Annotated in this window: 21 protein-coding genes and 2 tRNA genes; 16 read left to right on the forward strand and 7 right to left on the reverse strand. The window is 66.9% G+C overall.

Features of this window, described 5'->3' with window-relative positions; genetic code table 11:
• Nucleotides 1-419 precede the first annotated feature (419 nt).
• The 5 genes from ACFPN1_RS00555 to ACFPN1_RS00575 form a co-directional block, all read right to left on the reverse strand.
• Nucleotides 420-1,973 carry a DHA2 family efflux MFS transporter permease subunit gene (locus tag ACFPN1_RS00555; protein ID WP_386752076.1) on the reverse strand — a complete coding sequence of 518 codons (1,554 nt, stop codon included), beginning with the start codon at nt 1,971-1,973 and terminating at the stop codon, nt 420-422.
• Between the two features lie 83 nt (nt 1,974-2,056).
• Entirely contained in the window at nt 2,057-3,241 is a 1,185-nt protein-coding gene (locus ACFPN1_RS00560) for an HlyD family secretion protein (RefSeq protein ID WP_386752078.1), read from the reverse strand.
• Nucleotides 3,238-4,719, reverse strand: a complete 1,482-nt coding sequence (locus ACFPN1_RS00565) for an efflux transporter outer membrane subunit (RefSeq protein WP_386752080.1) — start codon at nt 4,717-4,719, stop codon at nt 3,238-3,240. The genes ACFPN1_RS00560 and ACFPN1_RS00565 overlap by 4 nt, the downstream gene beginning before the upstream one ends.
• Nucleotide 4,720: 1 nt before the next feature.
• Nucleotides 4,721-5,131, reverse strand: coding sequence for a MarR family winged helix-turn-helix transcriptional regulator (locus ACFPN1_RS00570; protein WP_386752082.1), 411 nt, complete (start codon nt 5,129-5,131; stop codon nt 4,721-4,723).
• Between the two features lie 164 nt (nt 5,132-5,295).
• The gene (locus tag ACFPN1_RS00575; RefSeq protein ID WP_386752084.1) at nt 5,296-6,081 is read right to left on the reverse strand and encodes a cytochrome C assembly family protein; all 786 of its coding nucleotides are present in this window, start codon (nt 6,079-6,081) and stop codon (nt 5,296-5,298) included.
• 130 nt (nt 6,082-6,211) lie between these two features.
• Here ACFPN1_RS00575 and ffh point away from each other — a divergent pair, with 130 nt between their 5' ends.
• The 7 genes from ffh to ACFPN1_RS00610 all read left to right on the forward strand — a co-directional run bounded on the left by ffh (nt 6,212) and on the right by ACFPN1_RS00610 (nt 11,263).
• Nucleotides 6,212-7,579, forward strand: a complete 1,368-nt coding sequence (gene ffh, locus ACFPN1_RS00580) for a signal recognition particle protein (protein WP_386752086.1) — start codon at nt 6,212-6,214, stop codon at nt 7,577-7,579.
• Nucleotides 7,580-7,698: 119 nt separating this feature from the next.
• A complete protein-coding gene (locus tag ACFPN1_RS00585; protein ID WP_386752088.1) occupies nt 7,699-8,175 on the forward strand; it encodes an NAD(P)H-dependent oxidoreductase in 477 nt (158 codons plus the stop codon).
• A 261-nt stretch (nt 8,176-8,436) separates the two neighbouring features.
• On the forward strand, nt 8,437-8,688 hold the full coding sequence (gene rpsP / locus ACFPN1_RS00590) for a 30S ribosomal protein S16 (RefSeq protein WP_386752090.1): 252 nt from the start codon (nt 8,437-8,439) through the stop codon (nt 8,686-8,688).
• A 44-nt stretch (nt 8,689-8,732) separates the two neighbouring features.
• Nucleotides 8,733-9,251, forward strand: coding sequence for a ribosome maturation factor RimM (gene rimM, locus ACFPN1_RS00595; protein ID WP_386752092.1), 519 nt, complete (start codon nt 8,733-8,735; stop codon nt 9,249-9,251).
• Between the two features lie 85 nt (nt 9,252-9,336).
• Nucleotides 9,337-10,098, forward strand: coding sequence for a tRNA (guanosine(37)-N1)-methyltransferase TrmD (gene trmD / locus ACFPN1_RS00600; RefSeq protein WP_386752094.1), 762 nt, complete (start codon nt 9,337-9,339; stop codon nt 10,096-10,098).
• 252 nt (nt 10,099-10,350) lie between these two features.
• Nucleotides 10,351-10,737: a 50S ribosomal protein L19 gene (gene rplS, locus ACFPN1_RS00605; protein ID WP_386752095.1), complete on the forward strand. Its 387-nt coding sequence runs from the start codon at nt 10,351-10,353 to the stop codon at nt 10,735-10,737.
• Between the two features lie 121 nt (nt 10,738-10,858).
• The gene (locus ACFPN1_RS00610) at nt 10,859-11,263 is read left to right on the forward strand and encodes an RNA-binding S4 domain-containing protein (RefSeq protein WP_386752097.1); all 405 of its coding nucleotides are present in this window, start codon (nt 10,859-10,861) and stop codon (nt 11,261-11,263) included.
• Nucleotides 11,264-11,411: 148 nt separating this feature from the next.
• On the opposite strand, the gene ACFPN1_RS00615 is transcribed toward ACFPN1_RS00610, so the two are convergent.
• Together ACFPN1_RS00615 and mutS are read right to left on the reverse strand one after the other, a co-directional pair.
• The gene (locus ACFPN1_RS00615) at nt 11,412-12,014 is read right to left on the reverse strand and encodes a DUF937 domain-containing protein (RefSeq protein ID WP_386752099.1); all 603 of its coding nucleotides are present in this window, start codon (nt 12,012-12,014) and stop codon (nt 11,412-11,414) included.
• Nucleotides 12,015-12,213: 199 nt separating this feature from the next.
• The gene (gene mutS, locus ACFPN1_RS00620) at nt 12,214-14,796 is read right to left on the reverse strand and encodes a DNA mismatch repair protein MutS (protein WP_386752101.1); all 2,583 of its coding nucleotides are present in this window, start codon (nt 14,794-14,796) and stop codon (nt 12,214-12,216) included.
• A 260-nt stretch (nt 14,797-15,056) separates the two neighbouring features.
• Between mutS and ACFPN1_RS00625 the strand changes: the two genes are divergently transcribed.
• The 9 genes from ACFPN1_RS00625 (at nt 15,057) to ACFPN1_RS00665 (ending at nt 24,107) form a co-directional block, all read left to right on the forward strand.
• Entirely contained in the window at nt 15,057-17,696 is a 2,640-nt protein-coding gene (locus tag ACFPN1_RS00625; protein ID WP_386752103.1) for a TonB-dependent receptor, read from the forward strand.
• Nucleotides 17,697-17,778: 82 nt separating this feature from the next.
• Complete coding sequence (locus ACFPN1_RS00630) at nt 17,779-18,279, forward strand: CinA family protein (RefSeq protein ID WP_386752105.1); 501 nt, start codon at nt 17,779-17,781, stop codon at nt 18,277-18,279.
• Between the two features lie 41 nt (nt 18,280-18,320).
• A complete protein-coding gene (gene lexA, locus ACFPN1_RS00635; RefSeq protein WP_386752107.1) occupies nt 18,321-18,941 on the forward strand; it encodes a transcriptional repressor LexA in 621 nt (206 codons plus the stop codon).
• A gap of 169 nt (nt 18,942-19,110) precedes the next feature.
• Nucleotides 19,111-20,145 (forward strand): recombinase RecA, encoded by a 1,035-nt coding sequence (gene recA / locus ACFPN1_RS00640; RefSeq protein ID WP_386752109.1) that lies wholly within the window; start codon nt 19,111-19,113, stop codon nt 20,143-20,145.
• A 23-nt stretch (nt 20,146-20,168) separates the two neighbouring features.
• Nucleotides 20,169-20,672: a recombination regulator RecX gene (gene recX, locus ACFPN1_RS00645; protein ID WP_386752111.1), complete on the forward strand. Its 504-nt coding sequence runs from the start codon at nt 20,169-20,171 to the stop codon at nt 20,670-20,672.
• Between the two features lie 144 nt (nt 20,673-20,816).
• A complete protein-coding gene (gene alaS, locus ACFPN1_RS00650; RefSeq protein WP_386752113.1) occupies nt 20,817-23,465 on the forward strand; it encodes an alanine--tRNA ligase in 2,649 nt (882 codons plus the stop codon).
• Between the two features lie 148 nt (nt 23,466-23,613).
• Nucleotides 23,614-23,817 carry a carbon storage regulator CsrA gene (gene csrA / locus ACFPN1_RS00655; protein WP_386752115.1) on the forward strand — a complete coding sequence of 68 codons (204 nt, stop codon included), beginning with the start codon at nt 23,614-23,616 and terminating at the stop codon, nt 23,815-23,817.
• A gap of 57 nt (nt 23,818-23,874) precedes the next feature.
• Nucleotides 23,875-23,967: transfer RNA gene (locus tag ACFPN1_RS00660), tRNA-Ser, on the forward strand.
• A gap of 63 nt (nt 23,968-24,030) precedes the next feature.
• Nucleotides 24,031-24,107, forward strand: a tRNA-Arg gene (locus ACFPN1_RS00665).
• Nucleotides 24,108-24,152: the final 45 nt, after the last annotated feature.

The following is a 24,152-nucleotide window of genomic DNA, read 5'->3' on the forward strand; positions in this document are numbered from 1 at the left end:
GCCGACCGGACTCGGGAACCAACCGACTGAACTCAGGAACCAGCCGACTGGACTCGGAAACCCAGCCGACTGGACTCAGGAACCAACCGACTGGACTCGGAAACCCAGTCGACTGGACTCAGGAACCAGCCGACTGGATCCGGGAACCCAGTCGACTGGACTCCGGAGCCAGCCGACTGGACCCGGGAACCCAGTCAACTGGATTCGGGAACCCAGCCGACTGGACTCGGGAACCAGCCGACTGGACTCGGGAACCCAGCCGACTGGACTCGGGAACCCAGTCGACTGGACTCCGGAACCAACCGACTGGACTCGGAAACCCAGCCGACTGGACTTGGAACCAACCGGCGGGACCCCGGAACCAGTTCGCCGGGCCTCCAGGACGCGCCTGCCCGCTTGGTCAGCGCCCTGGCATCGAGCTAGTGGCCACCCGAAGCTTCGGGTCCCGCCTTGGCGACGAAGGGTGGCTTCGCGACCCACACGAACAGGATGACGACCAGGAAGATGATGCCGAGCAGATGGAAGATCTCGTTGAAGCCGATCTGCGCCGCCTGATTCGAGATCATCCGTTCGAGCACGAACGCTCCGCGTTGCAGGTCGCCGCGTCCGAGTTGCGTCACGGTGTCGATGACGCCGGGATCGGTTATCGCCAGCTTCTCGGTCATGTGCGCGTGGTGCACGGCGCCGCGTTCGGTCCACGCATAGGTGGTGAGCGAGGCGGCGAAGCTGCCGCCCAGCGTGCGCATGAAAGTTGCCAGGCCGGATCCCGCGGCGATCTCGTGCGGCTGCAGGTCCGACAGCAGGATCTGCAGCACCGGCATGAAGAACAGCGCGACGCCGAAGCCCTGGAACAGCTGCACCAGCGCGATGTGGCGGAAATCGACGTCGAGGTTGAATCCGGAGCGCGCGAAACTGGTCAGCGACATCGCGATGAACGCCAGCGTCGCGAGCAGGCGCAGGTCGAACTTGTGCGCGTAGCGGCCGACGAAGGGCGTCAGGATCACGGGCAGGATGCCGATCGGCGCCGTGGCGAAACCGGCCCAGATCGCGGTGAAACCCAGATTGCGCTGCAACCACAGCGGCACCAGGATGCCGACGCTGAAGAACGCGGCGTAGGCGACCACCATCGCCGCGGTGCCGGCACTGAAGTTGCGGTGGCGGAACAGGCGCAGGTTGACGATCGGGTCCTTGTCGGTGAGTTCCCAGATCACGAACACCGCCAGCGAGATCGCCGAGACGATCGCGAGCCACACGATCAGCTGCGAGCGGAACCAGTCCTCGTCGTTGCCCAGGTCGAGCAGCACCTGCAGCGCGCCCACGCCGATGATCAGGGTGATCAGGCCGACGTAGTCCATCTTCGGGTTTTCGAGCCGTTCCGGGCGTCCCTTCAGCTGGCGGCCGACCACGAAGCTGGCGAACAGGCCGATGGGCACGTTGATGAAGAAGATCCATTCCCAGCTGTAGTTGTCGGTGATCCAGCCGCCGAGGATGGGCCCGGCGATCGGCGCGACGACCGTCACCATCGCCAGCAGCGCGATGGCCTGCCCACGTTTGTGCGGCGGGTAGATCGAGATCAGCAGCGCCTGCGTGATCGGGTACATCGGTCCGGCGACGAAACCCTGCAGCGCGCGTGCCGCGACCAGCAGGCCCATGCTGTTGGCCAGGCCGCACAGCAGGGACGCGATCACGAACAGGAAGGTGGCCCACACGAACAACTTGCGCTCGCCGAAGTGGCGCGTGAGCCAGCCGGTGAGCGGCAACGCGATCGCGTTGCTGACGGCGAACGAGGTGATGACCCAGGTCGCCTGGTTCGCGCTGCCACCGAGATTGCCGGAGATGGTGGGCAGCGAAACGTTCGCGATCGTCAGGTCGAGCACCTGCATGAACGACGCCAGCGCGAGGCCGAGCGTGGTCAGCGCGATGTTCGGCGGCAGGAAGCCATTCGCGGGATTGGCGTTAGCGGGGGACGACATGGGGGAGTGTCTCGAGGCGGTTCAATCGCTCCCGCGCCGGACGCGGGAGCACCGTTGCATCGGTCAGGCGGCGTGCCTGGCGATCAGCCGCGCCCGCGCGGCAGGTTGTCGCGCACGATCTTGCGGATCAGCGCATCGGCATCGGCCAGCTGCTTCGCATAGGCATCGGTGGTGAGCAGCGCCTTGTCCTGCGGCGCAGTGGCCAATACGGCGCCGCTCTGGTCGCGCAGCAATACGTCGGCGTGCATGCTCAGGCCGATGCGCAGCGGATGCTCCGCCAGCTGCTTGCGATCCAGTTCGATGCGGACCGGCACGCGCTGCACGATCTTGATCCAGTTGCCGCTGGCGTTCTGCGCGGGCAGCAGGGCGAAGGCGCTGCCGGTGCCCAGGCCGAGGCTGGCCAGCTTGCCGTCGAATTCGACGTCGTCGCCGTACAGGTCGGAGTGCAGCCGCACGGGCTGGCCGATGCGCATCTTCGCCAGCTGGGTTTCCTTGAAGTTGGCCTCGACCCATGCCTGCTCCAGCGGCACGACCGTCATCAGCGTGGTGCCGGGCTGCACGCGCTGTCCCAGCTGCACGCTGCGCTTGGCGACGTAGCCGGACACCGGCGCGACGATCGCCATGCGCTGGTTGTTGAGGTAGGCCTGGCGCAGCTGCGCGGCGGCCGCCTTCACCTGTGGCTGGTCGACCACGGTGGTGGCGTCGACGAGCGCGCGGTTGCGCGAGAGGTTTTCGTTCGATGCGGCGAGTGCGGCCTGCGCGGCGGCGAGTTCGTCGCGGGCGTGCGCAAGTTCCTCGGCGGACACGGCACCGGTCGCGACCAGCCCTTCGCGGCGCTTCACGTCGGCGCTGGCCTTCTCCACCGCGACGCGGCGCGCGGCGATGTCGGCCTGGCCCGCTTCGACCGCGTTGTAGAGGCCGCGCACCTGGCGCACGGTGTTGGCGAGGTTGGCGACGGCCTGTTCGTAGGCGACGCGGGCGTCGTTCGGATCGAGCTGCACCAGGACCTGGCCGGCTTCGACCTTCATGCCGTCATCGGCGCCGATGCTCACGACGGTGCCCGGGGCCTGCGGCGTGATCGCGACGACGTTGCCCTGCACGTAGGCGTCGTCGGTGCTTTCGTGCCAGCGTCCGACCAGCAGGTACCACAGCGCCCAGGCGATGCCGGCGATCACGACCACGACGGCCAGGATCATCAGCGCGCGCTTGCGCTTGCTCTTCGGCGGCTGGGCTGCGGCAGTGGCGTTGGGATTGATTTCGGTGGTCATGGCGTGGAGGCCCTGGAAATGTCGTTGATGTCTTGGGTATCGGAGGACGGCGCGGCGAATTCGAGGCCGCCGCCGAGTGCGCGATCGAGATCGATCGCGGCGCCGAGCCGTTGCGCGCGCAACGCGGCGAGTTGCTGCTCGAATTGCAGCAGCGGCCGCTGTGCGTTCAGCACGTCGAGCTGGGTGCCGAGGCCGGCCTTGTAACGCGCAGTGGCCAGCTGCCATGCGGCCTGCGCGGATTCGCGCGCGCGCTGCGTGGATGCCAGCTGTGCATCGAGCGAGCGCGACGCCTGCAACGCATCGGTCACTTCGCGCAGCGCGCCCACCAGGCTCTGGTTGTAGGTCGCGACGGCGAGGTCGTACTCCGCGTCGCTCTTCGCCAGGTTGTTGCGCAAGCGGCCGCCGTCGAAGATCGGCAGGCTGATCGCCGGGCCGCCCTGCGCGAGGAACGCGTCGCTGGAGAACAGGTCCGACAGGTTGCCGGCGGCGACGCCGACCAGCGCGCTGAGGTTCACCGTCGGATAGAACTCGGCCTTGCTCGCCTTGATGCCGTGGCGCGCGGACTCGACGCGCCAGCGTGCGGCGACGACGTCGGGACGGTGGCCGAGCAATTCGCTCGGAACCACGCCCGGAACCTGCGGCGCCGGTGCGGCCAGCAGCGTCGGCCGGGCGATGTCGAGGCCGCGATCCGGTCCCTTGCCCAGCAGCGCGGCGATGGCGTTGCGCGCGGCGTCGATCTGCTGTTGCGCGGCCTGTTCCTGCTGTTGCGCGCTGGCAACGGCGGCCTCGGCGTTGCGGATCTGCAACTGGTTGTCCAGGCCGGCCTTGACGCGCTGGCGGCCCAGATCGAGCAGGTGCGACGCGCGTTGCGCATCCGCCTTCGCGACATCCGCGGCTTCGTGCGCCTGCGCCAGTGCGACGTAGGTGCGGGCGATGTTGGAGGACAGGGTCAGGCGTGCGGCCTGGGCCTCGACCTCGGCGGCGCGCGCCTGACCGAGTGCGGCCTGCGTGCGCGCGCGATGCCCGCCCCAGATGTCCGGGCTGTACTTGAACTGCAGGCCGAGCAGGGTGACGCCGACGTAGTCGCCGCCGATGGGCGGAGGCGCGACGGTTTCGGGGATCTGCACGCCGGAATACTGCGCGGTCGCGCCGAGCGTCGGCTTGCCCGCGGCCTCGGCCAGGCCGGCCTGGGCGATCGCCTGGCGCACCCGCGCGTCGGCTGCATCGAGTGATGGCGTTCCCGCGAGCGCTTCGTCGATCAGGGTATCGAGTTGCGCATCGCCGAAGGACTTCCACCAGTCCTGCTGCGGAAAGCCGGCATCGGAGCGGGCGCCGAGGGCGCGCGAGGCCTCCAGCGAATCGGGGCTCAACAGCAGCCCCTGGGGTTCGAGCCCGTGGGTGCTGGCGCAGGCGGCGACCAGCAGTGACAACGCCATGGCAAGCGGCGCGCGGAGCTGGCGGGGAGGGGAGAGGGACATGTCAGCTTTCCGGAGAAGAAAGGTTGTCGCGCACCTGGGTGAGCAGGCGCGTGAGGGTGTCGCGGTCGGCGTCGTCCATGCCGCGGGTCGCGCGTTCGCGTACCCGTTGGCCGCAGTGGTTGATCTCGTTCCAGGTCGCGATCCCGGCCTCGGTGAGGTGGATGCGCAGGGCGCGGCGGTCGGTCGGGTCGGCGACCCGGGCGACGATGCCGCGCTGTTCCAGCTTGTCCAGCAGGCGCGTCATCGCGCCCGGATTCAGCTGGGCGATGCCGGCCAGGTCGGTGACGCTGGCCGTGCCCTCGGCGAGGTGCTTGAGGGTGATGAACTGGCTGAAGTTCAGATGGTGGCCGGCCGCGCGCAGTTCGGACTCCATCTGCGTCCAGAAGGCCGCGCGGATTTCCCGCAGGAGCATGGGCAGGTTCGACGGGGGCCGTTCACGCAACGAGGGGGGCGGGGTTTTCATGGCGGCGCAATTTGCTCGCCATGGCAATATTTGTCAATGCAAATATTGTTTCAGCAATGGGATTCTGCTGTCCCTATTTGGGCCGATGTGGCCCAAGTGGCCGGGATGCGCGTTCAGGTGCGCCCGAGCAGCAGCTCCAGTACGAATTTGCTGCCGAAAAACGCCAGCACCAGCAGGGCCATGGCCGCCAGCGTCCAGCGCACCGCGACCACGCCGCGCCAGCCGCGCTGCCAGCGTCCGAGCAGCAGGCCGCCGAACAGCAGCCAGGACAGCACGCTCAGCACGGTCTTGTGCACCAGGTGCTGCGCGAACAGGTTTTCGACGAAGAGCACCCCGGTCAGCAGGGTCGCCGTGAGCAGCACGAAGCCGACGGCGATGGTCCGGAACAGCAGGCTCTCCAGCTCGACCAGCGGCGGCAGCGCGCGCAGCCAGCCGTGGAATTCGCGGCGTCGCAGCGCCCGCTCCTGCAACCACAGGGTGATGGCCAGCAGCGCGGCAATGGCCAGCGTCGCGTAGGCGAGCAGGGCGCACCAGGCGTGCAGCTGGAGCCGCCAGTCGAGTGCTTCGGCATTGACGTGTCCGTATCCCGCGTACGCGGCCAGCGAGGCCGCCGCAATCGGGAAGACCAGCACGCCCAGTGCCGCCATGCGGCCGCTTGCGCCGTACAGCGTGGTCATCGCGGCCATGCCCAGTCCGACCAGGGACAGCGCCGAGAAGAAATGCATGTCCGCACCCCCGGCCGCGCGCCAGGCCAGCGCATGCGTCGCCAGATGCAGCGCTGCGGCGGCGATCGCCGGAAGCAGCCAGCGCAGCCCGCCGCGTCGGTCATGGCGGAGCTGGGCGACCAGCAATCCGGAGGCGAGCAGATAAAGAGCGATCGCGATGAGAACGATTGTCATCGCCGCAGTGTCGCATACGGCCGGCTCAAGCGGCCGGTCGCGCGGCCGTGGCCGAAGCCGCAGGGCGGGCGTGTCCCCGCAACACGTATAATTCGCGCCCGTTTTCGCTCACTGCACGCAGGCTTCCCGCATGTTCCAGTCCCTCACCCAGCGTCTCTCCGGCACCATCGACCGCCTGCGCGGCCGCGGTCGCCTGACCGAGGAGAACATCCGCGAGGCCACGCGCGAAGTCCGCATCGCCCTGCTCGAAGCCGACGTCGCCCTGCCGGTGGTGCAGGCGCTGATCGAACGCATCAAGGTGCGCGCGGTCGGCCAGGAAGTGCTCAAGTCGCTGACCCCGGGCCAGGCGCTGATCAAGGTCGTGCGCGACGAACTCACCGCGGTGATGGGCTCGACCGCGAGCGACCTCAACCTCAATGTGCCCGCGCCCGCCGTGATCCTGATGGCTGGCCTGCAGGGCGCGGGCAAGACCACGACCGTCGCCAAGCTCGCCAGGCACCTGAAGGAAAAGCGCAAGAAGAAGGTGATGGTGGTGTCGGCGGACGTCTACCGTCCGGCCGCGATCGAACAGCTGAAGACGCTGGCGCAGCAGGTCGACGTGCAGTTCTTCCCGTCGGAGGCTTCGCAGAAGCCCGAGGCAATCGTGAAGGCCGCCATCGACGAAGCGCGCAAGACCTACGCCGACGTGCTGATCGTCGACACCGCGGGCCGCACCAGCATCGACGAAGCGATGATGGCCGAGATCAAGGCGCTGCACGGCGCGGTGAACCCGGTCGAGACGCTGTTCGTGGTCGACTCGATGACCGGCCAGGACGCCGCGGTGACGGCGAAACATTTCGCCGAAGCGCTGCCGCTCACCGGCGTCGTGCTGACCAAGACCGATGGTGACGCGCGCGGCGGCGCCGCGCTGTCGGTGCGCTACATCACCCACCGCCCGATCAAGTTCATCGGCGTGGGCGAAAAGCCCGATGGTCTCGACGTCTTCCATCCGGACCGCATCGCGAGCCGCATCCTCGACATGGGCGACGTGCTGTCGCTGGTCGAACAGGTCGAACAACAGGTCGACAAGGACAAGGCGCAGAAGCTCGCCGAGAAGGTCGCCAAGGGCAAGCGCTTCAACCTCAACGATCTGCGCGACCAGCTCGAGCAGATGCAGAACATGGGCGGCATCCACGGCCTGATGGACAAGCTGCCGGGCATGGGCCAGGTCCCCGACAGCGTGAAGAACCAGGTGACCGGCAAGGAAGTGCCGCGCATGGTCGCGATCATCAATTCGATGACGCCGAAGGAACGCCGCAATCCGGACCTGCTCAACGGTTCGCGCCGCGCCCGCATCGCGCGCGGCTCCGGCACCACGCCGGCCGACGTGAACAAGCTGATGAAGCAGTATCAGCAGATGGAAAAGATGATGAGCAAGCTCTCCGGCGGCGGCATGAAGGGCCTCATGCGCGGCATGAAGGGCATGATGGGCGGCCGCGGCGGAATGCCGTTCCGCTGAGGCGGTGCGCGTCGTTTCAACGGTGGAATGACGCGGTGGAATGATGCGTGCCGTGGCCGACGGCGGCGCGTCGGCGGGTTTGGCCTAGAGTTCGGGCCGTCATCCGCGGCGAGCAGCTCATGTCCGCTACCACTCACAACGTCCTGTTTCTGCTGGGCAGCGCGCGCGAAGGCGGCAACGCCCAGTTCCTGGCCCGGCGCATGGCCGCGGCGCTGCCGCCGTCGGCGAATCACCGCACGCTGCACCTGGACGACTATCCGTTGCCGGCGTTCCGCGATATCCGCCATAGCGTCGGCATCTATCCGCCGCCACAGGGCAACGAAAGAGTGCTCGCGGAAGCGACCCTGGATGCCTCGGATATCATTATCGCCGCACCGCTGTACTGGTACAGCGTGCCCGCCAGCGTGAAGCTGTACTTCGACTACTGGAGCGCATGGCTGCGCGTGCCTGGCCTGGATTTCAGGAACCAGATGACCGGCAAGCGACTTCACGCCGTCTGCGTGGTCAGCGACGAAGATTCGAGCGTGGCCGAGCCTTTCGCGCGGATGCTGGAACTCACCGCCGGCTACATGGGCATGGAGTGGCGGGGGTGCTGACGGGGTATGGCAACCGGCCGGGCGATATCGCCCGCGATGCGGCGGCCGTGGCCCGGGCTGACCGGTTCGCGCTGGCCGGCTGAGCGAACGGGCCTGGGAGCCCCAAAAAGCGTGCGGGCGCCGGTTTTCCAGCCGGGCGTAGGCGCGGAAGCTCCGGGCCAGGCCGGTTTTTCGGGTCGGTGCAGTTTCCTCGGGCGAATCAATGGCTTACAATCCCGCGCTTACCCTGCCATTCCGGCAGCCGGGCAATACGAGAAAGCAATGGTCAAGATCCGCCTCACCCGTGGCGGCGCGAAGAAGCGCCCCTTCTACCACATCATCGTCACCGACAGCCGTAGCGCCCGCGACGGTCGCAACATTGAGCGCGTCGGTTACTACAACCCGGTCGCGCAGGGCGCCGAAAAGCGCGTCGAACTCGACGTGGAGCGCGTCAAGCACTGGGTGTCGAAGGGCGCGCAGCTGACCGACAAGGTCGCCGTCCTCTACAAGGAAGCGGCCAAGGCCGCTGCCTGATTGCATGGCCGCGCGCACGCCGCGCGGCCGATTCCGCAATCTACATGAGCAACGATCAAGGGCGCCGCATCCTGCTGGGCAGGGTGATCGGCGCCTTTGGCGTTCGTGGCGAGGCGAAACTCGAGTCCTGGACCGAGCCGCGCAGCGCCATCTTCCGCTACCAGCCCTGGATCCTGCGCGACGCGCGCGGTAACGAACGCGAGTTGCGCGGCGTGCGCGGCAAGGAGAGCGGCAAGCACGTCGTCGCCCATTTCCCCGACGTCACCGATCGCGATGCGATCGAGGCGATGCGTGGCACCGAAATCTACGTACCTAGATCCGCGTTGCCACCGCCGAAACCGGGCGAGTTCTATTGGGTCGACCTGGAAGGCCTGCGTGTGGTGAACGTCGAGGGTGTCGACTTCGGCACCGTGTCGCATCTGTTTTCCACGGGAGCCAACGACGTGCTGGTCGCGCACGACGGCGAGCGTGAGCGCATGATTCCGTTCGTCCAGCCGCAGTACGTGACCGGTGTCGACTTCGAAGCGGGCGTGGTCACGGTGGACTGGGACCCCGAGTTCTAGAATCCGGATCCTCGGCAAAGCTCGACCACTTTCGCCGCCGGAGCCCCGTCGGCCTGCGTCGCCGTCGCCAGTACCCAGGATCGCCATGCGCATCGACGTCATCACCCTGTTTCCCGATTTCATCGCCCAGTGCGCCGCGTTCGGCGTGACCGGGCGCGCCGGCGAGCGCGGGCTGGTTTCGCTCCACGCCTGGAATCCCCGCGATTACGCCGAAGGCAACTACCGGCGCGTGGACGACCGGCCGTTCGGCGGCGGGCCGGGCATGGTGATGCTGATCGATCCGCTACGGGCCGCCCTCGCAGCGGCGCGCGCGGCCGATCCGACGCCCGCCCGCGTGATCTATCTCAGCCCGCAAGGCGCGCCGCTAACCCAGGCCAGGGCGCGCGAACTGGCCGCGCGCGAGCGGTTGATCCTGCTGTGCGGTCGCTACGAGGGCGTCGATGAGCGCCTGATCGAAGCAGAGGTCGACGAGGAGCTCTCGATCGGCGATTACGTCCTGTCCGGGGGCGAGCTGGCGGCGGCCGTCGTGATCGATTCGGTCGCGCGCCTGCAGGAAGGCGCCTTGAGCGACGCCGAGTCCGCCGAGCAGGACAGTTTCGAGTGCGGCCTGCTGGACTGCCCGCACTACACCCGCCCGGTCGAGCACGAGCTGGGACGGGTTCCCGATGTCCTGTTGTCCGGCAATCATGCCGACATCGCCCGCTGGCGCCGGCAGGAGGCCCTGGGCCGCACCTGGCAACGGCGCCCGGACCTGCTGGACGAGACGGCACTGTCGAAGGCAGATCAGCGCCTGCTCGACGAATATCGGGGCAGATTGGCGGAAATTGGCGACGATTCCGACGGGTAATGGCGCCTGCGGGCTCCGTTGTTCGCGTCGCCGGAACGCGCCCGGCGCTGCTGGTGGCGCTGCTGGTGTAGTCGGCGGCGGGGCCAGGGCGCCCATTCCGGACGCTGTGGACCCTGGCGGCTGCTGCTAACCCATGGCGCCACAAGGGAAATTTGCCGCTATAATGCGCGGCTCGCTCCACCCTCAGCTCCACCGATGCCAGACGCGGGTCCACGTGCACTCGCGCTACAACTACACCAACAGGCCATAGCCATGAACAAGCCGTCGATCCATACGCTCGTCCAGAATTTCGAAGCCGAACAGATGCAGCGCAAGCTGCCCGATTTCGGCCCCGGCGACACCATCGTCGTCAACGTGAAGGTCAAGGAAGGCAACCGCGAACGCGTCCAGGCCTATGAAGGCGTGGTGATCGGCACCAAGAACGCCGGCCTGAACTCCTCGTTCACCGTCCGCAAGATCTCGCACGGCTACGGCGTCGAGCGCGTCTTCCAGACCCACAGTGCGATCATCGACTCGGTCGAAGTGAAGCGCCGCGGCAAGGTCCGCGCCGGCAAGCTGTACTACCTGCGTGGCCTGGAAGGAAAGAAGGCCCGCATCAAGGAAGACCTCGCCGCCTACGCGAAGGCCAAGGCCGAGTAATTCCCGGAAACATCAGGCGCCCTGCGCCGCGAACGGCCGCCGCAAGGCGGCCGTTTTGTTTTGCGGTCGCTCTGTCCGGTCTTGTCGTTTCCTCACGCCGCATGGCGGGATAATTCGCCCGATGAACGACGCCTCATCCACGCAAAGCGTCCGCCTCGACCTGTGGTTGTGGGCCGCGCGCTTCTTCAGGACGCGCGCGCTGGCCAAACACGCGATCGAAACCGGCAAGATCGAAGTGGGCGATCAGCGCGCAAAGCCGTCGCGCGCGATCCGTATCGGCGATGCGCTGCGGATCGCCCGGGGCGAGGAGATCTTCGAAGTCGAAGTTCGCGCGCTCAGCGATGTGCGCGGCCCTGCCAGCATCGCGCAGACGCTGTACGCCGAGAGCGAAGCGTCCCGGTTGCGCCGGGACAGCGCACGCGCGCAACGTGCCGCCGAACGCGCGGGCTATCGCGCGCCCGAAACCAGGCCCGACAAGCGGGCGCGACGCCTGATTCGCGCGCTGGGCGACATCGACGCGACCTGAGCCCGCTGGGGCTTGTTGTTCGCCGCTTCGACTTCCGTTCGTGCTGAGGTGCGCATCGGCAAAGTCGAAGGAAGCGTAGGCGCGCCGCGCCGAATTCGAAGGACTCGATCGGGTGAACCTCGGCACCGCCTGCCGGGAATCGCCGGCCTCAGCGGCGTCCGCCCAATACCGAGCCGGCCAGCCCGATCAGATCCGAAAAGTCCGCGTCGCCATCGCCGTCGCGGTCCAGCACGGCGCCGAGCAAACCGCCACCGAGTCCGCCCTGCTGGCGGATCTGCTGATGTTCCTGTCCCAGCACCTGTCCCAATCCCTGTGGCGTTGCATTTCCCTGCGCGAACATGCGCCGCGCGAGATAGGCCAGCACGATCGGTGCCAGCAGCTTCAGCAATGAATTCGCCTGCGATCCGCCGAGCCCGGTAGCGGCCCCGAGGCCCTGGGCGGCATTGTTCTGCTGCCTGCCGAACACATGGCCGAGAATCTCCGCGCCCTGGCCACCGCCGCCGAGCACGGAACCCAGCACGCTGCCGAGATCGATGCCGGCGTGATCGCGCTGCAGGGCACCGAACAGCGCATCCGCCCCTTGCGGCTGGCTGGCATTGCGTCCGAGCGCCCCCAGCAGCAACGGCAGTGCGGCACCGATCGCATCCCGGGTCTGCGCGGGCGACAGTCCGAGTTGCTCGCCGATCTGTTGCGCAGGTGCGCCCTGCAGTTGCGACATGAGGTCGTTGCTCAGCGATCCGGTCATGGCCATGGCTCCTGGAGGGGAGAGCCGATGCTAGACCTGTTCGAGGAGCACGGCGTGTACGAGGCAGCGTGTTCGTGCGAACTCGTCGATGCCGCTGCAACACGTCGCTCTCCGCGCGAATTGGTCGATCGCCGGCGGCGGTTCCTGCGCGTGGACTCCTACCAACCGATCGCGCCGCCATCGGTGCCGCACAATGGCGGCACGGTCAGAGCAATCCCTTCAGCCGATAGAGCGCTTCCAGCGCCTGTCGCGGCGTCAGTTCGTCCGGCTCGACGGCCGCGAGCGCATCGAGGGCCGCCGAAGACGGCGCGAACAGACCGAACTGCTGCGGCTGGTCGAGGGCGACCGGAGCCATGGGCGTGGAGGGCGCATTGCGGCTGGATTGCTCGAGTTCGGCCAGCCGGCCGCGCGCCTGCTGCACCACGGCGCGCGGCAGTCCGGCGAGCGCCGCGACCTGCAGACCGAAACTGCGATCGGCCGGACCGTCCTTGACCGCATGCATGAAGACCAGCGCATCGCCGTGCTCGACCGCGTCCAGATGCACGTTGGCGATGCCGCTGCCCGGTTCCGCGAGCGTGGTCAGTTCGAAGTAGTGCGTCGCGAACAGCGTGTACGCGCGATTGCTGTGCGCGAGGCGGCGCGCGCAGGCTTCGGCCAGAGCGAGGCCGTCGTAGGTCGAAGTGCCGCGTCCGATCTCGTCCATCAGGACCAGCGACTGCGCGGTGGCGTGGTGGAGGATGTAGCTCGTCTCGCTCATCTCGACCATGAAGGTCGACTGCCCGCGCGCCAGGTCGTCGCCGGCGCCGATGCGGGTGAGGATGCGGTCGATCGGGCCGAGGACCGCCCGCGCGGCGGGCACGAACGCGCCGATGTGCGCAAGCAGCACGATCAGTGCGTTCTGTCGCATGTAGGTCGACTTGCCGCCCATGTTCGGGCCGGTGATGACCAGCATGCGACGGCTGCCGTCGAGCACGAGGTCGTTGGGCTCGAACGGTTCCGCGCGCACGGCTTCGACGACCGGATGGCGGCCGCGCTCGATGCGGATGCCGGGTTCTTCCGTGAGTTCGGGCTGCGACCAGTCCAGGGTCTGCGCGCGTTCCGCGAAGCACGCGAGGACATCGAGTTCGGACAGGGCGGAGGCGCAGCGCTTGAGCGGTTCCAGGCGCTCGTTCAGGGCGTCCAGCAGTTGTTCGTACAACAGCCGTTCGCGGGCGAGGGCGCGCTCGCGCGCGGACAGCACCTTGTCCTCGAACTGCTTGAGTTCCTCGGTGATGTAGCGCTCGGCGCCGGTCAGCGTCTGCCGGCGCGAATAGTGCGTCGGCGCCTTGTCGCTCTGGCCCTTGCTGATCTCGATGTAGTAGCCGTGGACCCGGTTGTAGCCCACCTTGAGCGTGGCGATGCCGGTGGCGGCGCGTTCGCGCGCTTCAAGATCGATCAGGAACTGGTCCGCATTTGTCGACAGCGTGCGCAGTTCGTCCAGTTCGGCGTCGTAGCCTTCGGCGAAGATGCCGCCGTCGCGCGCCAGCACCGGCGGCTGTGCAACGATGGCGGACGCGAGCAGGTGCGCATGCGCGTCGTGCTCGCCGAGTTCGTCCGACAACGCGCGCAGGTGCGGGGAATCCAGGGGTTCGAGGAGCGAGCGGACGGCCGGCAACAGGCCCAGGCCGTCGCGCAGGGTCGACAGGTCGCGCGGACGTGCCGAACGCAGCGCGATGCGGGAGAGGATGCGTTCGAGGTCGCCCAGCGAGCGGAAGCTCTCGCGCAGGCGTTCGGCCACGCCGGAGTCGATCAGCGTGGACACCGCCTGGTGCCGCAGGTGCAGCGTGCCGCGGTCGCGCAGGGGACGGTGCAACCAGCGTCGCAGCAGGCGCCCGCCCATCGGCGTGATGGTCGAGTCGAGTACGCCGAGCAGGGTGGTCCGCGTGTCCCCGTCGACACGGCTGTCGAGCTCGAGGTGGCGGCGCGTGGCGGCATTCATCGCGATCGCGCCGTCGCCGGATTCCACCGCGATCGAGGTCAGGTGGGGAAGCCGCTGCTTCTGCGTTTCCTCCACGTAGCCCAGCAGCGCGGCGGCCGCGGCGACGGCGAGCGGCTTGTCTTCGATCCCGAACCCGGACAGATCGTGCAGCCCGAAGAAGCGCAGCAGCTGCCGCCGTCCGCTGTCGGCATCGAACAGCCAGGGCGCGCGCCGGCGCACGCCGTTGCGCGTGCCGACGAACCCCGGCCAGCCTTCTTCGTCGGCGATCAGCGTTTCGGCCGGTTCCAGGCGCGCCAGTTCGGCCTCCAGTGCGTCTTCGCCGGCGACTTCGTTCACCAGCAAGCGGCCTGCGGCGAGATCGGCCCATGCCATGCCGTAGCCGTTCTTCCCGCGCGCAACGGCCAGCAGCAGGGTGTCGCGTCGTTCGTTGAGCAACGCCTCGTCGGTCACCGTACCCGGGGTGACGATGCGCACGACCTTCCGTTCGACCAGGCCCTTGGATTGCGCGGGGTCGCCGATCTGTTCGCAGATCGCCACGGATTCCCCCAGCGCGACCAGGCGGGCGAGGTAGCTTTCGTAGGCGTGGTGCGGGACGCCGGCCATCGGGATCGGCTGGCCGGCGGAATTGCCCCGCTGGGTCAGGGTGATGTCCAGCAGGCGCGCGGCCTTGCGCGCGTCGTCGTAGAAGAGCTCGTAGAAGTCCCCCATGCGGAAGAACAGCAGCACGTCCGGATGCTCCGCCTTGGCGGCGAAGAACTGCTTCATCAGGGGGGTGTGTTCGGGCGTCGGGCCGGGGGTATTGCCGTGCATGAGGGGCTTGCTTTCCATCGATCAGGGGCGCCCGCAGGCGCGTGCCACGCGCGACATGATGACAGCAGCGACGGGGCGATGGTGTGCCGCACGGCACCCGTCGGTTTCCATGCCCGTTGTCGCAAAGCTGTGGTAGGTTCGGCCGGACTGCGGACGCGTATGCGTTCGTGGACAGACAGGGGGCCGCGCGCGGGGCGCGGAAACGACGGGACCAGCTGCGCAACGCAGGCTGCGCGGCTCATTCGAGGAAGGGGCGCGCAATGCATCCGAACGGAATCCAGAAGAAGCTGCTGTCTCTCGCCGTGGCCAGCGCCATGGCATCGATGCTGGCCGCCGCGCCGGCCCGGGCCCAGGAGCAAAAGGCCGCGGGGACGGATGCAGACGAGAAGGCCACGACCCTCTCCGAACTGGTCGTCACCGCGCAGAAGCGCGAGGAAACCATGCAGGACGTGCCGATCTCGCTGACGGCGCTGCCGGAGCAGCTGATGCGCGACACCGGCGTGCGCGACATCAAGGACATGCAGATCCTGGTGCCCGGCCTGATCGTTACCAGCACGCAGAACGAAGCGATCACCACCGCCCGCATCCGCGGCATCGGCACGGTCGGCGACAACGCCGGCCTGGAATCTTCGGTGGGCGTGGTCATCGACGGCGTGTACCGCCCGCGCAACAGCGTCGGCTTCGGCGACCTGGGCGAACTGGAACGCATCGAGGTCCTCAAGGGGCCACAGGGCACGGTGTTCGGCAAGAACACGTCGGCCGGCGTGATCAACGTGATCACCCGTCGCCCCAGCTACGAAACCTCCGTCGAAGGCGAGCTCACTGTCGGCGACTACAGCGCACTCGGTGCCGCCGGCGCCTTCAACACGGCGCTCGGCGATCGCGCGGCCATGCGCGTCTATGCAGTGAAGCGCAAGCGCGACGGCTTCCTGGACGTGCATACCGGCGCCGGTCCGCGTGTCGAGGAGGAAGACGGCGACCAGAACTTCCATTCGCTGCGCGGCCAGTTGCTGCTGGAACCCACCGAGAATCTCGACATCCTCCTGATGGCGGACTTCACCAGCCGCGAGGAGAACTGCTGCGGGGCAGTCACCATCGTGCGCGGCGCCACCGCCGCGATCATCGATGCGCTGGCGGCGGACGAGGGCGTCGCGCCCGCAGGCAGCGATCCGTATGACCGCCAGGCCTGGAGCAATCGCAGCACCGAGCAGGACATCAAGGACAAGGGCGTGCAGGCCGAGGTCACCTGGATCACGCCGTGGTTCGACAACGCGACGCTGACCTCGATCACCGCGTCGCGGGACTGGCAGGCGATCAACGGCTTGGATTTCGACTTCACCACCGCGGACATCCTCTACCGCAATCCGGACGAGGACGAATCGCTGACCGCTTTCAAGACTTTCAGCCAGGAGTTCCGCCTGACCGGGTCCACCGATCGCGTCGACTGGATGATCGGCGCCTTCTATTCGGACGAAGACCTGGACCGCAACGATTCCTACCGGATCGGCGCGGCGTACGAACCGTACCTGTCGACGCTGGTGGGTTCGCGGGTGTTCGGTGCGCTGGCCGCGATGGGCCTGCCGGTCGATGCGAGCAACCCGGCTACGTTCCTGTCGCAAGTGAGCGGACAGCCGTTCGGCACGATCTTCGCCGGCTTCGGCGCCCTCGACGAACACCGCCAGAACTCCACCAGCAAGGCGCTTTTCACCAACAACACCTGGCATGCGACCGATGCGCTCGACCTGACCCTGGGCCTGCGCTACACGCAGGAAGACAAGGAGCTCGATTCGGTCTTCAGCAATCCCAACGGCAGCATTGGCTGCGGCTCCGTGCTGGCCAATCCGGGCCTGCGCGTGGGCACCGCGCTGTCGCAACGCATCGCCAACTGGGCCGCGCTGACTCCCGCGCAGCAGGCCGCCATCATCGGCGCGGTGGCGCCGACCGTCGCCGGTTTCATGTGCCTGCCGTGGGCGAATGCGCTGCACGACGGCCGCGTGACCCACCAGGAGCGCACGGAGAAGGAGTGGTCGGGCACGTTCAAGGCGGCCTACCGCTGGAACGACAACCTGATGACGTATTTCTCGGCCGCGCGCGGCTACAAGGCCGGTGGCTTCAACCTGGACCGCGTGCAATCGGCCGACGGGCAGTCGAGCAGCGGAGCGGGCGTGCTCCCGGTGGACGACACCTCGTTCCCCGGCGAGTTCGTGGACAGCTACGAACTCGGCGCGAAGACCACCTGGGCAGACGGCAACCTCCTGTTCAACGCCACGCTGTTCCACCAGACCTACTCGGATTTCCAGCTCAACAGCTTCCTTGGCACCAGCTTCGTGGTGCGTTCCATTCCGGAAGTGGTGTCGAAGGGCGTGGACATGGAATTGCTGTGGCAGACGGGCGTCGAGGGCCTGAGCTTCCAGGGCGGTCTGACCTACGCGGACACCCGGTACGGCGATGAGCGGCCGACCGCGGAATTCAGCGACGTGCCGGCCAATGCGCCCGGTTCGCTGTACAAGCTGCCGGGCAACCAGGCGAGCTTCGCGCCGAAGTGGTCCGGTTCCGGAGCGGTCACCTACGAATGGGGCTTCGGCAACGATCTGGTCGCGCGCTTCAACCTCGGCGCCAAGTACACGTCCGAATACAACACCGGTTCGGACCTGGATGCGGAAAAGCAGCAGGACGCCTACACCCTCGTCAATGCGCGCATCGGCATCGGACGCAGGGATCGGCGCTGGGCCGTCGAGCTGTGGGCGCAGAACCTGACCGACGCGGAATACATGCAGGTCGCGTTCGACGCGCCGCTGCAGGCGCCGGGTACGGCCTTGCCGGGCGATCCGCTGAATTCGTACAACGCCTTCCTCGGCGCACCGCGCACCTACGGCGTCACGTTCCGCGTCAGCTACTGACGGGACGAAACTTCGATCTTGCGACGGCCCGCTTTCGGCGGGCCGTCGTCTTTTCCGGCGGGGCCGTTATAGTGCGCGGCCTATGGACGAAACCGCTTCCGACAAGACGTTGCAGGATCTGGCCCGCCAACTCGGCGCGATGGCGGTAGCCGGCCACCACACCCTGGTGACCGCCGAAAGCTGCACGGGCGGCTGGATCGCCAAGGTGCTGACCGACATCGCCGGCTCGTCGGCCTGGTTCGAATGCGGCATCGCCGCCTACAGCTACGAATCCAAGCAGGCGCTTCTCGGCGTGCGTCCTGAAACGCTCGAGCACCACGGCGCGGTCAGCCGCGAAACCGTGCTGGAGATGGTGTCCGGCGCGCTCGTCCACTCCGGCGCGACGCTCGCGGTGGCGGTGACCGGTATCGCCGGCCCGTCCGGCGGCACCACCGACAAACCGGTGGGAACCGTGTGGGTCGCCTGGAAACGGCGCGGCGGGTATGCGACCGCCGAGGTCTTCCATTTCGAGGGCGATCGCGAAGCCGTTCGCCGCCAGACCGTCGAAGTGGCCCTGCATGGGTTGATGCGCCTGGCCGGGTAGGGCTTGATTTTCGAAAATGGCCATTAGTAGTATTGCTACTAATGAACCTGACCGACACCCAGCGCGCCATCCTGGCCCTCATCGCGGAGCGGATCGAAAGCGAAGGCGTGCCGCCATCGCAGACCGAGATCGCCGCGGCCTTCGGCTTCAGCAGCGTTCGTGCGGCCCAGTACCACCTGGAGGCTTTGGAGCGGGCAGGGGCCATCCAGCGCGTGCCCGGTCAGGCTCGCGGCATCCGTCTCACCCAGGCCAGGCCGGCGGCCAACGACGATGCCCTGCGTTTGCCGGTGCTCGGCCGCGTCGCCGCCGGTGCGCCGATCGGCGCCGGGGCGGAACTCGAACCGGACGACTACGTCCTGCTGGACAAGAATTTCTTCGCGCCGGCGCCGGATTACCTGCTCAAGGTCAAGGGCGATTCCATGCGCGACGAGGGGATTTTCGACGGCGACCTGATCGGCGTGCATCGCACCACGGAAGCCCGTACCGGACAGATCGTAGTGGCGCGGATCGACGACGAAATCACCGTGAAGCTGCTCAAGATCGGGAAGGACCGCATCCGCCTGCTGCCCCGCAATCCGGATTACGCCCCGATCGAAGTGTTGCCGGACCAGGATTTCGCGATCGAAGGGCTGTATTGCGGCCTCGTGCGGCCGAACCGGTGAGCCCGCAGACGTGGAATTTTCCTACGCGGACCCACGGCTTCCACTGCTTTCTTCGCCATGGATCGGGATGAAGAATTTTTCTGCAGCCCGCTTGCGTCTCAGCCCCTGCGATACACGCCCGCTAACCTGATTCCAACGCACACAAACTTCGAACCAAGGAACCGCCACGATGGATGAGAACAAGAAGCGCGCCCTCACTGCCGCCCTGAGCCAGATCGAAAAGCAGTATGGCAAGGGTGCGGTCATGCGCATGGGAGACCAGGTGGCCGAACCCGCCGAGGTCATCGGCACCGGCTCGCTGATGCTGGACATCGCGCTGGGCATCGGTGGCCTGCCCAAGGGACGCGTGATCGAGATCTATGGTCCCGAATCCTCGGGCAAGACCACGCTGACGCTGCAGACCATCGCCCAATGCCAGAAGGCTGGCGGCACCTGCGCCTTCGTCGACGCCGAACATGCGCTCGATCCCACCTATGCCGCCAAGCTGGGCGTCAATGTCGACGACCTCCTGGTCAGCCAGCCGGATACCGGCGAGCAGGCGCTGGAAATCGCCGACATGCTGGTGCGTTCCAACGCGGTCGACCTGGTCGTGGTCGACTCGGTCGCGGCCCTCACCCCGAAGGCCGAAATCGAAGGCGAGATGGGCGACCAGCTGCCGGGTCTGCAGGCCCGCCTGATGAGCCAGGCCCTGCGCAAGCTCACCGGCAACATCAAGCGCAGCAACTGCATGGTGATCTTCATCAATCAGCTGCGCATGAAGATCGGCGTGATGATGCCCGGCCAGAGCCCGGAAACCACCACCGGCGGCAATGCGCTCAAGTTCTACGCCTCGGTGCGCCTGGATATCCGCCGCATCGGCTCGGTGAAGAAGGGCGACGAGATCGTCGGCAATCAGACCAAGATCAAGGTCGTGAAGAACAAAATGGCCCCGCCGTTCAAGCAGATCGTTACCGAAATCCTCTACGGGGAAGGCATTTCCCGCGAAGGCGAACTGATCGACATGGGCGTGGAGGCCAAGCTGGTCGAGAAGTCCGGCGCCTGGTACGGCTACAACGGTGAACGTATCGGCCAGGGCAAGGAGAACGCCCGCCAGTTCCTGAAGGACAACCCCGCTCTTGCGGCCCAGCTGGAAGCATCGCTACGCGAGAAATTCCAGCCGGCTGAAGCTCGCCGTGATGAGGGCGAGGACGACGCCGAGGATTGATGCGAGCGACGGATTGACGGCGAATGGATGACGGCAGCGTCGAGAGCGGTAGTCGCTCCCAGCAGCGGCGAAAGCCCCGGGAGCTGACGGCCACCCAACGGGCTCTGGGGCTGCTCACCCGACGCGAGCATTCCAGGAAGGAGTTGACCCGCAAATTGACCTCGCGTGGCATGGACGCCGCCGAGGTGGAACACGCGGTGGCGAAGCTGGCCGGAGATGGCTGGCAGAGCGATGGCCGTTTCGCCGAGAGCCTGGTTCGCAGCCGCATCTCCAACGGCTACGGCCCGGCGCGGATCCGCGCCGAACTCGCCACCCACGGTCTCGACGCCGACACCATTGCAGCTGCCCTGGACACTTTCCATGGCGACTGGGCCGAAACCGCCTCCGACCTCGTCCGTCGGCGCTACGGCCCGGTCGCCACCCTTGATTTGAACCAGCGGCGCAAGGCCGCGGATTTCCTGATGCGGCGCGGGTTCGACGGCGCCAGCGTACGGTCGGCCCTTCGGGCCGACTTCGAGACGGATTGAGCAAGGCCCGGCCGACTGCGCCGGACCGCGCTGCCTGTTAGGCTAGAAGGCTTTCCGACTGGGTTGCCTGCCCGGCCTTCCGCCGCCATCTTGGCAGGCCGGCCGGTCGTTGCGACCTGCCCAGCCTTCAATTGCGCGCCAGGCATGAAAACCACCACTGAAATCCGTAGCGATTTCCTCGAATTCTTCCGTTCCAAGGGGCACGCCGTCGTCCCTTCCAGTTCCCTTGTTCCCGGCAACGACCCGACCCTGCTGTTCACCAACGCGGGCATGGTCCAGTTCAAGGACGTATTCCTTGGCGCCGAAAAACGCAGCTACACGCGCGCGACCAGCTCGCAGCGCTGCGTGCGTGCCGGCGGCAAGCACAACGACCTGGACCAGGTGGGTTACACGGCCCGCCACCACACGTTCTTTGAAATGCTGGGCAATTTCAGCTTCGGCGACTATTTCAAGAAGGACGCCATCACCTGGGCGTGGGAACTGCTGACCGAAGTCTGGAAGCTGCCGCGCGAGAAGTTGCTCGTCACCGTCTATCACACCGACGACGAGGCCTTCGACATCTGGAACAAGGTGGTGGGGCTGCCGCCCGAGCGGATCGTCCGCATCGGCGACAACAAGGGCGCCCCGTATGCCTCGGACAATTTCTGGCAGATGGCGGATACCGGGCCCTGCGGCCCGTGCACCGAGATCTTCTATGACCATGGTGCGCACATCGCCGGCGGCCCGCCCGGCTCGCCGGACGAGGACGGCGACCGCTTCATCGAGATCTGGAACAACGTCTTTATGCAGTTCGACCGGCAGCCGGACGGCACGCTGGTGCCTTTGCCCGCACCCTGCGTCGATACCGGCATGGGCCTGGAGCGCATCTCCGCCGTGCTCCAGCACGTGCACAGCAATTACGAGATCGATCTGTTCCAGCACCTGATCAAGGCTGCCGCCGTCATTACCGGCACGACCGACCTGGAACACAAGTCGCTGCGCGTCATCGCCGACCACATCCGTGCCTGCAGCTTCCTGATCGTCGATGGTGTCCTGCCGAGCAACGAGGGCCGCGGTTACGTGCTGCGTCGCATCGTGCGTCGCGCGGTCCGGCATTTCTGGAAGCTTGGTGCGCTCAGCGCCGAGGGCAGTTTCTGGCGCATGGTGGCGCCGCTCATCGACGTGATGGGGCAGGCCTATCCGGAGTTGGTGCAGAAGCGCGACCTCGTCGAGCGTTCGCTCAAGGCCGAGGAAGCCGCATTCGCGCAGACGCTCGATGCCGGCATGCAACGCCTGGAAGGCTATCTGGCGCAAGCGGGTGGCCAGATCGATGGCGAACAGCTGTTCCTCCTGCACGACACCTACGGTTGCCCGCCGGATCTCATCGCCGACATCCTGCGCGAGCGCGGCACCGAGTTGCAGCCCGAAGCCATGGTCGGCTACGAACGTCTGATGGAGCAGCAGCGCGAACGCGCTCGCGCCGCAGGCAAGTTCGGCGGCGGCGTTACGATTCCGGCGGAGCTGATTTCGCAATTGCAGCCGACCGAGTTCGTCGGCTATGAGCACCTCGAAGCGGGCGGCCTCGAAGTCGTTGCGTTGCTGAAGGACGGCAAGGCCGTCGATGCCATCCAGGCAGGCGATGAAGCCATCGTCATCCTCGATCGCACCCCCTTCTACGCCGAAAGCGGCGGTCAGGTGGGCGACACCGGCCAGCTGGCCGAGCAGGGCGTGATGTTCCAGGTGCGCGATACGCAGAAGCTGGCCGGGCAGTTCCATGGTCACGCCGGCACGCTTACGGCCGGCATGCTCAGGCGCGGCGATCACATCGTCGGTGCCATCGACCACGCCCGTCGCGCCGCCACGGTGCTGAATCACAGCGCCACCCACCTTCTGCACGCCGCACTGCGCGACGTCTTGGGCACGCATGTGACACAGAAGGGTTCGCTGGTCGCGCCCGAGCGCCTGCGCTTTGACTTCTCGCATTTCCAGCCGGTGACCGCGTCCGAACTCGCGCAGATCGAGCGACAGGTGAACGCCGAGATTCGCCGCAACCATGCGGCCGAAATCCATCACATGGACATGCAGGAAGCGCTCGATTTCGGTGCCATGGCGCTGTTCGGCGAGAAGTACGGCGAGCGCGTGCGCGTGTTGCGCATGGGCGATACGTCGACCGAGTTGTGCGGCGGCACGCACGTGGCGCGCACCGGCGACATCGGTCTGTTCAAGATCGTTTCCGAAGGCGGCGTATCGGCTGGCGTGCGCCGCATCGAGGCATTGACGGGGCAGGGTGCGCTCGACCATGTCGCCGAGGAAGAGCGCCGGCTCGAACAGGCCGCGAACCTGCTGGGGGGCAATGCAGCCGACGTGCCCGAGAAGATCCGTGGACTGCTCGATCGGCAGAAGAAGCTCGAGCGCGAGCTGGAATCGCTGAAGGCCAAGGCGGCGTCCGGCGCCACCGCCGATCTGGCCGGTTCGGCAGTCGACGTCCGTGGTGTCAAGGTAGTGGCGTCGCGACTGGAGGGCTTCGATTCCAAGGCCCTGAGGGAGGCGGTGGACCGACTCAAGCAGCAGCTCGGCGACGCGGTGGTCGTGCTTGCGGGCGCCAGCGAAGGCAAGGCTGCGCTGATCGCGGGGGTCAGCGGTTCGCCCGCTGGCAAGGTCAAGGCCGGGGAGCTACTGTCCCATGTGGCAGCACAGATCAATGGCAAGGGCGGTGGCCGCCCGGATATGGCTCAAGGCGGCGGCGAGGATGGCCCGGCGCTGCGGCAGGCACTGTCCAGCGTCACGGACTGGGTCGCGCAAAAACTGGCATGATGCTGAATGTGGTATGTGACAGGGGGCGCCGAACTTCCGGGCCGCGGCAGCGGTCGATGGGAGGCCGGCGTTGTTTTCAGGAAGTAAGGCGCCTTTGAGGGAACGGGCGCCCTGACCGGCGATCTTGGCCGGTATCGAGGAGATTTACATGCTTATCCTGACGCGTCGCGTCGGCGAGACATTGATGATCGGTGACTCGGTTACTGTCACCGTGCTGGGTGTAAAGGGCAACCAGGTGCGCATCGGCATCACCGCGCCCAAGGATGTCGCGGTCCATCGCGAGGAGATCTACCAGCGCATACAGCGTGGTGAGGGCGCCTCGGAACAGGATCGCAAGGGAGATGGGGGCTAAAAAAATTTGCCGCCCATGCGCAGAGCCGTTATGCTCTGCGCCCCGCGAAGTTGCCGCGGAGACTTGCCCGAGAGGCCGAAGGGGCTCCCCTGCTAAGGGAGTATGGGGTCAAAAGCTCCATCGAGGGTTCGAATCCCTCAGTCTCCGCCAGTTTTATCGCTGAAGCGTTTGACGAAGCGATAACAACTGAGCATAATTCCGCTTCTAGCTTTTGCGCCCGTAGCTCAGCTGGATAGAGCACCAGGCTACGAACTTGGTGGTCGGGAGTTCGAATCTCTCCGGGCGCGCCACACAAACAAAAGGGTCGACGGGAAACCGTCGACCCTTTTGTTTTT

Source organism: Lysobacter yangpyeongensis (genome assembly GCF_042655745.1).
Lineage (GTDB): Bacteria > Pseudomonadota > Gammaproteobacteria > Xanthomonadales > Xanthomonadaceae > Agrilutibacter > Agrilutibacter yangpyeongensis.